The 14008-nt window shown below is 62.2% G+C and carries 13 protein-coding genes; 10 read left to right on the top strand and 3 right to left on the bottom strand.

Annotated features, from left to right (window positions below; all coding sequences use genetic code 11):
- Positions 1 to 6 precede the first annotated feature (6 nt).
- From E3Z29_RS29055 to fdhA, 6 genes are all read left to right on the top strand, one after another.
- Positions 7 to 1257, top strand: coding sequence for a sarcosine oxidase subunit beta (locus tag E3Z29_RS29055; protein WP_003206307.1), 1251 nt, complete (start codon positions 7 to 9; stop codon positions 1255 to 1257).
- A gap of 14 nt (positions 1258 to 1271) precedes the next feature.
- Positions 1272 to 1601, top strand: a complete 330-nt coding sequence (locus tag E3Z29_RS29050) for a sarcosine oxidase subunit delta (RefSeq protein ID WP_007962600.1) — start codon at positions 1272 to 1274, stop codon at positions 1599 to 1601.
- On the top strand, positions 1598 to 4615 hold the full coding sequence (locus E3Z29_RS29045) for a sarcosine oxidase subunit alpha (RefSeq protein ID WP_027610663.1): 3018 nt from the start codon (positions 1598 to 1600) through the stop codon (positions 4613 to 4615). Before E3Z29_RS29050 ends, E3Z29_RS29045 begins: the two co-directional genes overlap by 4 nt.
- Positions 4616 to 4775: 160 nt before the next feature.
- The gene (locus tag E3Z29_RS29040; protein WP_134787505.1) at positions 4776 to 5408 is read left to right on the top strand and encodes a sarcosine oxidase subunit gamma; all 633 of its coding nucleotides are present in this window, start codon (positions 4776 to 4778) and stop codon (positions 5406 to 5408) included.
- 216 nt (positions 5409 to 5624) lie between these two features.
- Complete coding sequence (gene purU, locus E3Z29_RS29035) at positions 5625 to 6482, top strand: formyltetrahydrofolate deformylase (protein WP_027610664.1); 858 nt, start codon at positions 5625 to 5627, stop codon at positions 6480 to 6482.
- Positions 6483 to 6686: 204 nt separating this feature from the next.
- Positions 6687 to 7886, top strand: coding sequence for a formaldehyde dehydrogenase, glutathione-independent (gene fdhA, locus E3Z29_RS29030; protein ID WP_027610665.1), 1200 nt, complete (start codon positions 6687 to 6689; stop codon positions 7884 to 7886).
- A gap of 216 nt (positions 7887 to 8102) precedes the next feature.
- On the opposite strand, the gene E3Z29_RS29025 is transcribed toward fdhA, so the two are convergent.
- Together E3Z29_RS29025 and E3Z29_RS29020 are read right to left on the bottom strand one after the other, a co-directional pair.
- Entirely contained in the window at positions 8103 to 8777 is a 675-nt protein-coding gene (locus E3Z29_RS29025) for an anti-sigma factor domain-containing protein (protein ID WP_098965968.1), read from the bottom strand.
- Positions 8774 to 9409, bottom strand: a complete 636-nt coding sequence (locus E3Z29_RS29020) for an RNA polymerase sigma factor (RefSeq protein ID WP_134787504.1) — start codon at positions 9407 to 9409, stop codon at positions 8774 to 8776. The genes E3Z29_RS29025 and E3Z29_RS29020 overlap by 4 nt, the downstream gene beginning before the upstream one ends.
- A gap of 148 nt (positions 9410 to 9557) precedes the next feature.
- Between E3Z29_RS29020 and E3Z29_RS29015 the strand changes: the two genes are divergently transcribed.
- A complete protein-coding gene (locus E3Z29_RS29015) occupies positions 9558 to 10115 on the top strand; it encodes a DUF2780 domain-containing protein (protein WP_134787503.1) in 558 nt (185 codons plus the stop codon).
- 1 nt (position 10116) lies between these two features.
- Here the strand turns inward: E3Z29_RS29015 and E3Z29_RS29010 are convergent, their stop codons facing one another.
- Complete coding sequence (locus tag E3Z29_RS29010; RefSeq protein ID WP_134787502.1) at positions 10117 to 11004, bottom strand: acyltransferase; 888 nt, start codon at positions 11002 to 11004, stop codon at positions 10117 to 10119.
- Between the two features lie 309 nt (positions 11005 to 11313).
- Here E3Z29_RS29010 and E3Z29_RS29005 point away from each other — a divergent pair, with 309 nt between their 5' ends.
- The 3 genes from E3Z29_RS29005 (at position 11314) to creC (ending at position 13984) form a co-directional block, all read left to right on the top strand.
- The gene (locus E3Z29_RS29005) at positions 11314 to 11817 is read left to right on the top strand and encodes an ATP-dependent zinc protease (RefSeq protein ID WP_007962587.1); all 504 of its coding nucleotides are present in this window, start codon (positions 11314 to 11316) and stop codon (positions 11815 to 11817) included.
- A 68-nt stretch (positions 11818 to 11885) separates the two neighbouring features.
- Positions 11886 to 12566, top strand: coding sequence for a two-component system response regulator CreB (gene creB, locus E3Z29_RS29000; protein ID WP_134787501.1), 681 nt, complete (start codon positions 11886 to 11888; stop codon positions 12564 to 12566).
- Positions 12566 to 13984, top strand: coding sequence for a two-component system sensor histidine kinase CreC (gene creC, locus E3Z29_RS28995; protein WP_134787500.1), 1419 nt, complete (start codon positions 12566 to 12568; stop codon positions 13982 to 13984). Before creB ends, creC begins: the two co-directional genes overlap by 1 nt.
- Positions 13985 to 14008 lie beyond the last annotated feature (24 nt).

Genomic DNA, 14008 nt, shown 5'->3' with positions numbered 1-14008 from the left:
ATGACTATGCAACGCTATTCGGGCTTCGGCCTCTTCAAACACTCCCTCAGCCACCACGAGAACTGGCAGCGCATGTGGCGCACGCCGACGCCGAAGAAGGTCTACGACGTGGTCATCGTCGGCGGTGGCGGGCACGGTCTGGCGACCGCCTACTACCTGGCGAAAGAGCACGGCATCACCAACGTCGCCGTGGTCGAGAAGGGCTGGCTGGGCGGCGGTAACACCGCGCGCAACACCACCATCGTGCGCTCGAACTACCTGTGGGACGAGTCGGCGCACCTGTACGAACACGCGATGAAACTGTGGGAAGGTCTGTCGCAGGATCTGAACTACAACGTGATGTTCTCCCAGCGCGGTGTCTACAACCTTTGCCACACCCTGCAGGACATCCGTGATTCCGAGCGTCGGGTCAGCGCCAACCGCCTCAACGGCGTCGACGGCGAATTGCTCAATGCCAAGCAAGTGGCCGACGAGATCCCATACCTCGACTGCTCGAAAAACACTCGCTACCCGGTGATGGGCGCGACCGTTCAGCGTCGTGGTGGCGTCGCTCGTCACGACGCCGTGGCCTGGGGCTTTGCCCGTGCCGCCGACGCCTTGGGCGTGGATCTGATCCAGCAGACCGAAGTGATCGGTTTCCGCAAGGAAAACGGCGTGTGCATCGGCGTTGAAACCAACAAGGGTTTCATCGGCGCCAAGCGTGTCGGTGTGGTCACCGCCGGTAACTCCGGGCACATGGCCAAGCTCGCCGGTTTCCGTCTGCCGATCGAATCCCACCCGCTGCAAGCGCTGGTGTCCGAGCCGATCAAACCGATTATCGACAGCGTGATCATGTCCAACGCCGTGCACGGTTACATCAGCCAGTCCGACAAGGGCGACCTGGTGATCGGCGCCGGTATCGACGGCTACAACGGCTACGGCCAGCGCGGTTCGTACCCGGTGATCGAGCACACCATTCAGGCCATCGTCGAGATGTTCCCGGTGCTGTCGCGGGTGCGCATGAACCGCCAGTGGGGCGGCATCGTCGACACCACGCCGGACGCATGCCCGATCATTTCGAAAACCCCGGTACCGAACATGTTCTTCAACTGCGGTTGGGGCACCGGTGGCTTCAAGGCCACTCCTGGCTCGGGCAACGTGTTTGCCGCCAGCCTGGCTAAGGGTGAAATGCACCCATTGGCTGCACCGTTTTCCATCGACCGTTTCCACAACGGCGCACTCATCGACGAACACGGCGCTGCTGCCGTCGCCCACTAACAGGAGAAATCCCCATGTTGCATATCTTCTGTCCTCACTGCGGCGAACTGCGCTCCGAAGAGGAATTCCATGCATCCGGTCAGGCGCACATCCCGCGTCCGCTGGATCCTGCCGCCTGCACCGATGAAGAGTGGGGCGATTACATGTTCTTCCGCGACAACCCGCGTGGTCTGCACCACGAACTGTGGGATCACGTCGCCGGTTGCCGCCAGTACTTCAACGTCACCCGCGACACCGTGACCTACGAGATTCTCGAAACCTACAAGATCGGCACCAAGCCGCAATTCACCGACAAGGCTGATACGGCGAAAACAGCCACGACGGCGCTGGGAGAGAAGGTATGAGCCAGACCAATCGCCTGTCCAACGGTGGACGGATCGACCGCAACAAAGTGCTGAGCTTCACCTTCAACGGTCAGAGCTACAAAGGCTTCGAGGGCGACTCGTTGGCCTCGGCACTGATCGCCAACGGCGTCGACATCATCGGCCGCAGCTTCAAGTATTCGCGTCCACGCGGGATCTTCGCCGCCGGTGCCGAAGAGCCGAACGCCGTGCTGCAGATCGGTGCCACCGAAGCCACGCAGATTCCCAACGTGCGCGCCACGCAACAGGCGCTGTATCAAGGCCTGGTCGCCACCAGCACCAACGGCTGGCCGAGCGTCAACAACGACATGATGGGGATTCTCGGCAAGGTCGGCGGCAAGCTGATGCCGCCGGGTTTCTACTACAAAACCTTCATGTACCCGCAATCGTTCTGGATGACCTACGAGAAGTACATTCGCAAGGCTGCAGGGCTTGGCCGTTCGCCGACCGAAGTCGATCCGGACACCTACGACTACATGAACCAGCACTGCGACGTGCTGATCGTCGGCGCCGGCCCTGCCGGGCTCGCCGCGGCCCTGGCGGCTGCACGCAGCGGTGCGCGGGTGATCCTCGCCGATGAGCAGGAAGAGTTCGGCGGCAGTCTGCTCGATTCCCGCGAAAGCCTCGATGGCAAACCGGCGATCGAGTGGGTGGCCAGCGTTATCGCTGAATTGAAAAACACCCCGGACGTGCTGCTGTTGCCGCGCGCCACGGTCAACGGCTACCACGACCACAACTTCCTGACCATTCACGAACGCCTCACCGATCACCTCGGTGACCGTGCGCCAATCGGTCAGGTGCGTCAGCGCATCCACCGGGTTCGCGCCAAGCGTGTAGTACTGGCGACCGGCGCCCACGAGCGTCCGCTGGTCTACGGCAACAACGACGTGCCGGGCAACATGCTCGCCGGTGCGGTCTCGACTTACGTGCGCCGTTACGGTGTGGCACCGGGCAAGAAGCTGGTGCTGACCACCAACAACGATCACGCCTATCGCGTTGCGCTGGATTGGCTCGACGCCAGCCTGCAAGTGGTGGCCATCGCCGATGCACGGAGCAATCCGCGTGGTGCGCTGGTGGAAGAAGCCCGCGCCAAAGGCATTCGCATCCTCACCGGCAGCGCCGTGATCGAGGCCCGTGGCAGCAAGCGCGTCACCGCTGCCCGCATCGCCGCGATTGACGTCAAAGCGCACACCGTGACCAGCCCGGGCGAATGGCTCGACTGCGACGTGATCGCCAGTTCCGGCGGTTACAGCCCTGTCGTGCACCTGGCTTCGCACCTCGGTGGCAAGCCGATCTGGCGTGAAGACATCCTCGGTTTCGTACCGGGCGAAGCACCGCAGAAGCGTGTGTGCGTCGGCGGCATCAACGGCGTTTACGGCCTCGGCGATTCGCTGGCCGATGGTTTCGAAGGTGGCGCACGCGCTGCCAGTGAAGCCGGTTTTGCGGTGGTCGAAGGCACGCTGCCAAAAGCGCTGAGCCGTCTCGAAGAAGCGACCCTGGCGCTGTTCCAGGTGCCGCACGAGAAGGGCACCTCGCGTGCGCCGAAGCAATTCGTCGACCTGCAGAACGACGTCACCGCCGCCGCCATCGAACTGGCGACCCGCGAAGGTTTCGAGTCGGTCGAACACGTCAAACGCTACACCGCGCTGGGTTTCGGCACCGATCAGGGCAAGCTCGGCAACGTCAACGGCCTGGCCATCGCCGCCCGTTCGCTGAACGTGACCATCCCGCAGATGGGCACCACGATGTTCCGCCCCAACTACACGCCGGTAACGTTCGGCGCGGTAGCGGGCCGTCACTGTGGGCACATTTTCGAACCGGTGCGCTACACCGCTCTGCATCAATGGCACCTGAAAAACGGCGCCGAGTTTGAAGACGTCGGCCAGTGGAAACGTCCATGGTACTTCCCGAAAAACGGTGAAGACATGCATGCGGCGGTGAAGCGCGAATGCAAAGCCGTGCGCGACAGCGTCGGTCTGCTCGACGCCTCGACCCTGGGCAAGATCGACATTCAGGGCCCGGATGCCCGCGAGTTCCTCAACCGCGTGTACACCAACGCCTGGACCAAGCTCGACGTGGGCAAGGCGCGTTACGGCCTGATGTGCAAAGAAGACGGCATGGTTTTCGACGACGGGGTGACGGCGTGTCTGGCCGACAACCATTTCGTCATGACCACCACCACGGGCGGCGCGGCTCGCGTGCTGCAATGGCTGGAGCTGTACCACCAGACCGAATGGCCGGAGATGAAGGTGTACTTCACTTCCGTCACCGACCATTGGGCGACCATGACCCTGTCCGGGCCGAACAGCCGCAAGCTGCTCAGCGCCGTGACCGACATCGATCTGAGCAACGAAGCCTTCCCGTTCATGACCTGGAAAGAAGGTCTGGTCGGCGGTGTGCCGGCGCGGGTGTTCCGTATCTCGTTCACCGGTGAGCTGTCGTACGAAGTCAACGTGCAGGCCGACTACGCGATGGGCGTGCTGGAGAAAATCGTCGAGGCTGGCAAGCAGTACAACCTGACGCCGTACGGCACTGAAACCATGCACGTGCTGCGCGCCGAGAAGGGTTTCATCATTGTCGGTCAGGACACTGACGGCTCGATGACCCCGGACGACCTGAACATGGGCTGGTGCGTCGGTCGCACCAAACCGTTCTCGTGGATCGGCCAGCGCGGCATGAACCGAGAAGACTGCGTGAAGGATCAGCGTAAACAACTGGTGGGCCTGAAGCCGATCGACCCGAATGTGTGGCTGCCGGAAGGTGCGCAACTGGTGTTCAACACCAAGCAGGCGATTCCGATGACCATGGTCGGCCACGTGACCTCCAGCTACGCGCACAACTCCCTCGGCTATTCGTTTGCCATGGGCGTGGTCAAGGGCGGTCTGAAGCGCATGGGCGAGCGGGTGTTTGCACCGCTGGCCGATGGCAGCGTGATCGAGGCGGAGATTGTTTCTTCGGTGTTCTTCGATCCGAAGGGTGATCGGCAGAATATTTGAGGGTTCGGCTCCTGTGGAGTGCCAGTCGCACCGCGGTGACTTCATCGCGAGCAGGCTCACTCCTACAGGTGATCGCGTACCCCTTGTAGGAGTGAGCCTGCTCGCGATAGCGGTAGATCTGCTTGCAAAGGGTTCAAGTCAGAATTAAGGAAGGTGCTTTATGACCACAGCCAACGTATACCAACAACGCCCGACCACCGGGGCCAAGGCCGAGTCGTCGCTGCACCATGCCGACCTCGCCAGCCTGGTCGGCAAGGGTCGCAAGAACGCCGGCGTCATCGTGCGTGAAAAGAAACTCCTCGGTCACCTGACCATTCGTGGCGATGGCCACGATGCAGCCTTCGCCGCCGGCGTGCACAAGGCCCTCGGCATTGAGTTGCCGGGTGCCCTGAGTGTCATCGTCAAAGGCGAAACCAGCCTGCAATGGATGGGCCCGGGCGAGTGGCTGCTGATCGTGCCAAGCGGTGAAGAATTCGCCGCCGAGCAGAAACTGCGCGAAGCGCTGGGCGACCTGCACATCGCGATCGTCAACGTCAGCGGCGGCCAGCAAGTGCTCGAACTGAGCGGGCCGAACGTGCGTCAGGTGCTGATGAAATCCACCAGCTACGACGTGCACCCGAACAACTTCCCGGTCGGCAAAGCGGTGGGCACGGTGTTCGCCAAGTCGCAGCTGATGATTCGCCATACCGCCGAAGACACCTGGGAACTGCTGATCCGCCGCAGCTTCTCGGACTACTGGTGGTTGTGGTTGCAGGATGCGTCGGCCGAGTACGGGTTGAGCGTACAAGCCTAAAAGCTTACCCCCTCACCCCAGCCCTCTCCCCCAGGGGGGAGAGGGGGGAAGGGAGCAGATTTGTGTGGTTTTCGAGCCTGAGTTCGCCGCGATATTTCAGGTCGGCGTAGCTCGAAAGAACACCTCGGTCAGTCCCCTCTACCTCCGGGAGAGGGCTAGGGTGAGGGGCAAAAATCCCCCAGACACCGCGCACAAAAGAACAGGAGTCACCGCACCATGAGCCGCGCCCCAGACACATGGATTCTGACCGCCGACTGCCCCAGCGTGCTCGGCACGGTGGACGCGGTGACGCGTTTTCTGTTCGAGCAGGGTTGCTACGTCACCGAGCACCATTCGTTCGATGACCGGCTCTCGGGCCGTTTCTTCATTCGCGTGGAATTCCGTCAGCCCGACGGTTTCGACGAGCAGTCCTTCCGCGCCGGCCTCGCCGAGCGCGGAGAGGCATTCGGCATGGTCTTCGAGCTGACCGCGCCGAACTACCGGCCAAAAGTGGTGATCATGGTCTCCAAGGCCGATCACTGCCTCAACGATTTGCTTTACCGCCAGCGCATCGGCCAGTTGTCGATGGATGTCGCGGCGGTGGTGTCCAACCATCCGGACCTCAAGCCGCTGGCCGACTGGCACCAGATTCCCTACTACCATTTCCCCCTCGACCCCAACGACAAGCCGGCGCAGGAGCGTCAGGTGTGGCAGGTGATCGAAGAGTCCGGCGCCGAACTGGTGATCCTCGCCCGCTACATGCAGGTGCTGTCACCGGAGCTGTGCCGCAAGCTCGATGGCAAGGCGATCAACATTCACCACTCGCTGCTGCCGGGGTTCAAGGGTGCCAAGCCGTATCACCAGGCCTACAACAAGGGCGTGAAGCTGGTCGGCGCGACGGCGCATTACATCAACAACGACCTCGATGAAGGGCCGATCATTGCCCAGGGCGTCGAGGCGGTGGATCACAGTCATTACCCGGAGGATCTGATTGCCAAAGGGCGGGATATCGAGGGCCTGACCCTGGCCCGGGCCGTGGGTTATCACATCGAAAGAAGGGTGTTTTTGAACGCCAATCGCACGGTCGTTCTTTAGATCGCTTTCGCGAGCAAGCCCGCTCCCACAAGGGATTTGTGTCGAAACACAGGTCTCTGTCACACCCAAGATCAACTGTGGGAGCGGGCTTGCTCGCGAAGAGGCCATAACAGGCAACACAACAATCAGCATCTGTACCCGAGCACTTAACGCGCTGCCTGCCTGGGCAACGCAGTTCCATAAAAACAACAGCGAGGTGAAAGCATGTCTGGCAATCGTGGTGTGGTGTATCTCGGCGCTGGCAAGGTCGAAGTACAGAAAATCGACTATCCGAAAATGCAGGACCCGCGTGGCAGGAAGATCGAGCACGGGGTGATTCTGCGTGTGGTGTCCACCAACATCTGTGGCTCCGACCAGCACATGGTGCGCGGCCGGACCACGGCGCAGACCGGTCTGGTGCTGGGCCACGAAATCACCGGCGAAGTGATCGAAAAGGGTTCCGACGTCGAGAATCTGAAGATCGGCGATCTGGTCTCCGTACCGTTCAACGTGGCTTGCGGGCGCTGCCGTTCCTGCAAGGAGCAACACACCGGCGTCTGCCTGACCGTAAACCCGGCCCGTGCCGGCGGTGCCTACGGTTATGTCGACATGGGCGACTGGACCGGCGGCCAGGCCGAATACGTGCTGGTGCCTTACGCTGACTTCAACCTGCTGAAACTGCCGGATCGCGACAAGGCCATGGAGAAAATCCGCGACCTGACCTGCCTCTCCGACATCCTCCCGACCGGTTATCACGGCGCAGTGACGGCGGGCGTTGGCCCGGGCAGCACCGTTTACATCGCCGGCGCCGGCCCGGTCGGTCTGGCCGCTGCAGCCTCGGCGCGTCTGCTGGGGGCGGCGGTGGTGATCATCGGCGACGTCAACACCATCCGCCTGGCGCACGCCAAGGCTCAGGGTTTTGAAGTGGTCGACCTGTCCAAGGACACGCCGCTGCACGAACAGATCGCCGCACTGCTGGGCGAGCCGGAAGTCGATTGCGCGGTGGATTGCGTGGGCTTCGAAGCGCGCGGCCACGGGCATGACGGGGTGAAAGCCGAAGCACCGGCCACTGTGCTCAACTCGCTGATGGGCGTGGTGCGTGTAGCCGGCAAGATCGGTATTCCGGGCCTGTACGTGACCGAAGATCCGGGCGCGGTCGATGCCGCCGCGAAAATGGGCAGCCTGAGCATCCGCTTCGGTTTGGGCTGGGCCAAATCCCACAGCTTCCACACCGGTCAGACCCCGGTGATGAAGTACAACCGCCAACTGATGCAGGCGATCATGTGGGACCGCATCAACATCGCCGAAGTGGTCGGCGTGCAGGTCATCAGCCTCGATCAGGCGCCGGAAGGTTACGGCGAGTTCGATGCCGGTGTGCCGAAGAAGTTTGTGATCGATCCGCATCGGTTGTTCAGTGCGGCGTAAGTTTCAGGCAATGCAAAACGGCGACCTCAAGGTCGCCGTTTTTTATGGGGATGAGCACGAAACCTGTGGCGAGGGAGCTTGCTCCCGCTCGGCGGCGAAGCCGTCGTAAAATCCACACATGCGGCGTCTCAGGAAAATTACCCACACAAGATTTGAGCCGCTTCGCAGCCCAGCGGGAGCAAGCTCCCTCGCCACAAAAGGTTTGTGGTGCCAGAGTCAGAGAGCCGCTAACGCGCCTTGGTAAAGCACTGGCCCCGTCGGTTGCCCGGTCGGCGAACCACCTTTCGGTTCCAGACTCACCGCCAGCGCAATCGGCTGGCCGATCAAGACTTTCTGCGCCGCGCTCAGTTCAACCTTGCCTTTGCCGCCTGCAGGAATCACCCCCAGCGAAATCGGCTTGCCGTCCGCCGGTATCGCCCACAGTTCCAGGCTGCGATCTGGCCCGACTGCCGCCAATGTCAGCGGTTCGACTTGCAGATAATCCGCATGCGCCTCGACCTTCAGTGCCGGCTGCGTGTCGGCGCTCAGCAAGGTGGCGCGGTAGCGGGCGTCGTCGCGGTTGTACAGCGAGCCGAGGAATACCAGGACCACGATCGAGCAGAGTGCGGCGGTAACCCGCAGCCAGTTCCAGAACGGACGTTTTTCCGGGACGTGCAGTACTTGCGGCTCGATCCGCGCGGTGATGCCTTGCCACACCCGATCTGGCACCGGTTGCTCCGGCAGCGTTTCGGTAAGGCTGGCGAGGCTCTCCTGCCACTGCGCCAACTCGGTTCGCAGTGCTGCGTCATCCAGCAGCAATTGTTCAAAGCGCCGACGCGCCGCCGACGACATCAGGCCAATGGCGTAATCGGCAGCGAGGGCGCGGCGCAAGGCGGGGGTCTGGTAGTTCATGATTCAAGGCACCTGCGCAGACGCTCCATGCCGCGACGAATCCACGACTTCACCGAGCCCAGCGGTGCCGCCAGGTGTTCGGCGAGTTCCGAGCAGGAAAGGCCCTGGAAGTAGGCGACGCTGATCGACTGGCGCTGCATGCCGTCAAGGGTGTCCAGGCAGCGATGCAGCGCGCTGGCTTCGCGGCTGCTGTTCAACAGGTCGTGGGCTGAAGGGCCATCGTCCGGCAGGGTGTCCTGTTCGAAGTCGGTCAGCGGCCGTTCGCGCTGCTTGCGTAATTGGTCGATGGCCTGATGGCGGGTGATGTTGATCATCCAGGTCAGCGGCGCCGACAAGTGGGCTTCGTAGCGCGAGGCGTTATTCCAGATGCGCACGAAGCTTTCCTGCAGCACGTCCTCGGCCAGATCCGCCCGGCCCATGAAGCGCAGGGCCACGCCGTGCAGGCGTGGGCCAACGCTGCGATAGAGCGTTTCGAATGCACCGCGGTCGCCCAGTGAGCACTGGGCCAACAGCTGGCGCAACTGATCGGGGTCGGCGATGGAAATGACGGCTCTCCAGGCAATGGGCGGGCGACGAGGGCGCTGCTCGGGCTGTTCACAGGCTAGTTCAGCGACGGCGCTTGTGCCATTCATCTCGGGTTATCCGCGGTTTCACGTTTTATATACGTGGCTATGCTGAAAATGGATGCGTCGGCGAGGAACATGCTGGCTGAAACCCGGTCAAACCGGCAGTTTTGCCGCTCATAGACGGGCGGTTACCACAGCGCAAGAGGATGTCTGAATGAAGATTTCACGCGGTATTGCCTTGGCTTCACTGATGACCCTTGCAGCGAGCCCGGTGTTTGCCGGCTTCAGTCTGGACGACGTGACCAAAGCGGCTGCAAGCATGCAGGGTGGCAACGCTGCCACCGCCGCCGCGCCGACCTCGGAAACCGCCGGTTTGCTGCAAGCCGTTACCGGTCTCGGTGTTACGCCTCAGCAAGCCGTCGGTGGCACCAGCGCCATGCTCGGCCTGGCCAAGAATCAGTTGAGCAGCACCGATTATTCGCAGCTGGCCAAAGAAGTGCCTGGCATCGACAAGCTGTCGGGCGGCGCTGGCAACCTGGCGGCGCTGAGTGGTTTGCTGGGTTCGTCGGGCAAGTCGGCCGGGCTGGAAAACGCGCTGGGCAACGTCAAGGACACCAACGACCTGAACAATGCCTTCGGTGCGTTGGGCATGGACTGCGGCATGGTCGGCCAGTTTGCCCCGGTGTTGCTCAAGTACCTGGGTGATCAGGGCGTCGGCGGCCCGCTGCTGCAGAGTCTGGGCAGCATCTGGGGCGCCGGCACCGGTAGCTGATTCAGCCGCGCTCGCCGCGCAGTTCGCTGATGCGCTGATCCTTCTCGGTCCAGAGGTGGTTGACCCAGTTCTGGACCTGCTGGCGAAACTGCGGATCGTTCTCGTAATCGCCCTGCGACAGTGCCGGGTCGAGTTCGCGGGTCTGGATGTCGACGATCACCCGCGGCACGCTGCCGCTGATCAGATCCCAGAACCCCGGAATGTTCTCCTGTGGATAAACCACGGTCACGTCGAGCAATGCATCCAGCTGCTCCCCCATCGCCGCCAGCACAAACGCCACGCCACCGGCCTTGGGTTTGAGCAGATGCTTGAACGGTGACTGCTGCTGCGCGCTTTTCGCCGCGGTGTAGCGGGTGCCTTCCAGATAATTCACCACCGTCACCGGCTGGCGTTTGAACAGCTCGCAGGCCTGCTTGGTGATTTCCAGATCCTTGCCCGCCAACTCCGGGTGCTTGGCGAGGAACGCCTTGCTGTAGCGCTTCATGAACGGGTAATCCAGCGCCCACCACGCCAGACCGAGGAACGGTACCCAGATCAGCTCTTTCTTGAGGAAGAACTTGAAGAACGGCGTGCGCCGGTTGAGGGTCTGGATCAGCGCCGGAATGTCGACCCACGACTGGTGGTTGCTGACCACCAGGTACGAGGTGTCACCACGCAGGTCTGCGCCGCCGCGAATATCCCATTGGGTGGGGATGCACAGGCGAAAGATCAGCTTGTCGATTTCGGCCCAGGTCTCGGCAATCCACATCACCGCCCACGAGGCGTAATCGCGCCAGCGCCCGGGCGCGATCAGCTTGAGCAGGGCAAAGACCAGCAACGGCCCGATCAGGATCAGGGTGTTGAGCAACAGCAGCAGGGTGACGAAACAGCCGGTGAGCAGGCGGCGCATAAGCAACTCTATGAAGGCGGATGGGCGCGCCATGATAAGTGGCTTCGGGCGACAGGCCAAATCGATGGTGACGAATGTTTCACTTTTGGCTGGCTATGCTGGAGCTGATTACCGTGTTGGCAGGGCTGGCCTCTTCGCGAGCAAGCCCGCTCCCACAGTGGATCTTCAGTGTGCATGCCATCTCCAACAGATCCCGGATCCCCTGTGGGAGCGGGCTTGCTCGCGAAGGCGGACTCAAGCGAACCAATTGCTCGCCGGCTGTCTAAAATCTCGCGTCTGACGCCCTCATTTTCCAAGGAAGCCCTCTACGTGAAATCCCTCCTTGCACTTTTTGCCCTCGTCGCCCTGCCGGTCATGGCCGCCGAGCCGACCCTGTACGGGCGTTACGAATACATCGCGCTGCCGGAAATCGGTGGTGAGGTGCTCAAGGCCAAGATGGACACCGGCGCGCTGACCGCCTCGCTGTCGGCCAAGGACATCGAGACCTTCACCCGCGACGGCGAGAACTGGGTGCGTTTCCGCCTCGGCACCAAGGATGCCAGCAACAAGGTCTACGAACACAAGGTCGCGCGGATCAGCAAGATCAAGAGCCGCTCGGATGAAGAGGACGAGGGTGACAGCACTGAAGTCGCCAAGCGCCCTGTGGTCGATCTGGAACTGTGCCTGGGCAACGTCAAGCGTACCGTTGAGGTCAACCTGACCGACCGCAGCAACTTCAACTACCCGCTGCTGATCGGTGCCAAGGCCCTGCGCGAGTTCGGCGCGGCAGTGAACCCGGCGCGGCGTTTCACCGCCGACAAGCCGGACTGCTAAGTGGTCTCATTGACGTAACGTCAGGCTTGGGGCACCGTTCGCGCACTTAACCCATGGGCTCGGACGCCATGCCTCATATCCTGATTGTCGAAGACGAAGCGGCGATTGCCGACACGCTGATTTTTGCCCTGCAGGGCGAGGGGTTCGCCACCACGTGGCTGAGCCTCGGCGCGGCGGCGCTGGAGTTTCAACGGCAGACCCCGGCTGACTTGATCATTCTCGATATCGGCCTGCCGGACATCAGCGGTTTCGAAACCTGCAAACAGCTGCGGCGCTTCAGTGAAGTGCCGGTGCTGTTCCTCAGTGCCCGGGACGCCGAGATCGATCGGGTGGTGGGGCTGGAGATCGGCGCCGACGATTACGTGGTCAAGCCGTTCAGCCCGCGTGAGGTTGCGGCGCGGGTACGGGCGATTCTCAAGCGCATGGTGCCGCGTCCTGCGGTTGAAGCGTCCTCGGCGCTGTTTCGCATCGATGCCGAGCGTGTGCAGATCGTCTATCGGGGACAGCCGTTGAGCCTGACCCGTCATGAGTTTCGCCTGTTGCAATGCCTGCTCGAACAACCGCAGCGGGTGTTCAGCCGCGAGCAATTGCTCGATGCGCTGGGGGTTGCCGCCGACGCCGGCTACGAGCGCAGCATCGACAGCCACATCAAAAGCGTGCGCGCCAAATTGCGCCTGGTGCGGGCCGATGCCGAGCCGATCCAGACCCATCGCGGCCTCGGTTACAGCTACAGCCCGGGGCACAGCTGATGTCGTTGGGGCTGCGGATTTTTCTGGTGTATGTGCTGTTTATCGGCCTGACCGGTTACTTCGTGCTCAACACGGTGATGGAAGAAATCCGCCCGGGCGTGCGCCAGTCCACCGAAGAAACCCTGGTCGACACCGCCAACCTGATGGCGGAAATTCTCCGTGATGATTTCAAGGCCGGCACGCTCAGCGAGAACCGCTGGCCCGAATTGTTGCGGGCCTACGGCGAGCGTCAACCACAGGCGACGATCTGGGGTTTGCCGAAAAACCAGGTCAACCACCGCATCTACGTCACCGACGCCAAAGGCATCGTGGTGCTGGATTCCAGCGGCGTGGCGGTCGGTCAGGATTACTCGCGCTGGAACGACGTCTACCTGACTTTGCGTGGTGAGTACGGCGCTCGTTCGAGCCGCAGCGATCCGAATGATGCGAACTCCTCGGTGATGCACGTCGGTGCGCCGATCCGCGACAACGGCCGGATCATCGGCGTGGTTACCGTGGCCAAACCCAACAGCTCATTGCAGCCTTATGTCGATCGCACTGAGCGGCGTTTGCTGTTTTACGGTGCCGGGCTGATCGGCCTCGGTCTGCTGTTCGGCGCTTTGCTGTCGTGGTGGCTGAGCCGCGCGCTGCACCGTTTGACCGGGTATGCGCAGGCGGTGAGCGAAGGCCGGCGAGTGGAAGTGCCGCATTACCGTGGCGGCGAACTGGAACAACTGGCCACAGCGGTGGAGCAGATGCGCACCCAGCTCGAAGGCAAGGCTTACGTCGAGCGCTACGTGCACACCCTGACCCATGAATTGAAGAGTCCGCTGGCGGCGATTCGCGGTGCCGCGGAATTGCTGCAGGATGAGATGCCAGCGATTCAGCGCCTGCGCTTTGTCGGCAACATCGACAGCGAAAGCGCACGGATGCAGCAGTTGATCGAGCGGCTGTTGAATCTGGCGCAAGTCGAGCAGCGTCAGGGGCTTGAGGAACGGGTGGCGGTGCCGCTGGCAGGACTGGTTGACGAATTGTTGCAGGCGCAGGCGGCGCGGATCGAGGGGCGGCGGCTCACGGTCGAGCAGACGATTGCACCAGATCTGCTGCTGATCGGCGAGCCGTTTCTGTTGCGTCAGGCCCTGGGCAACTTGCTGGAGAATGCGCTGGATTTCACCCCGGTCGCCGGGCTGCTGCGCTTCAGTGCCGAGCGCGTAGGGGAGCAGGTCGAGTTGCGCTTGTTCAACGAAGCAGCGGCGATTCCCGATTACGCCTTGCCACGCCTGAGCGAGCGGTTTTATTCGCTGCCGCGCCCGGACAGTGGGCGCAAGAGCACTGGACTGGGGCTAAACTTTGTTGAGGAAGTGGTGAAGTTGCATGGTGGGTCGATGCATATCCGCAACGTCGAGAGCGGTGTGGAAGTGACATTGCGCTTGTCCTGAAACCGAGTCGCTGCCTTCGCGAGC

This window comes from Pseudomonas sp. S150 (assembly GCF_004526365.1).
GTDB lineage: Bacteria > Pseudomonadota > Gammaproteobacteria > Pseudomonadales > Pseudomonadaceae > Aquipseudomonas > Aquipseudomonas putida_A.
Note: the sequence above shows the minus strand (reverse complement) of the source record. Positions and strands in the feature narration are given on the sequence as shown.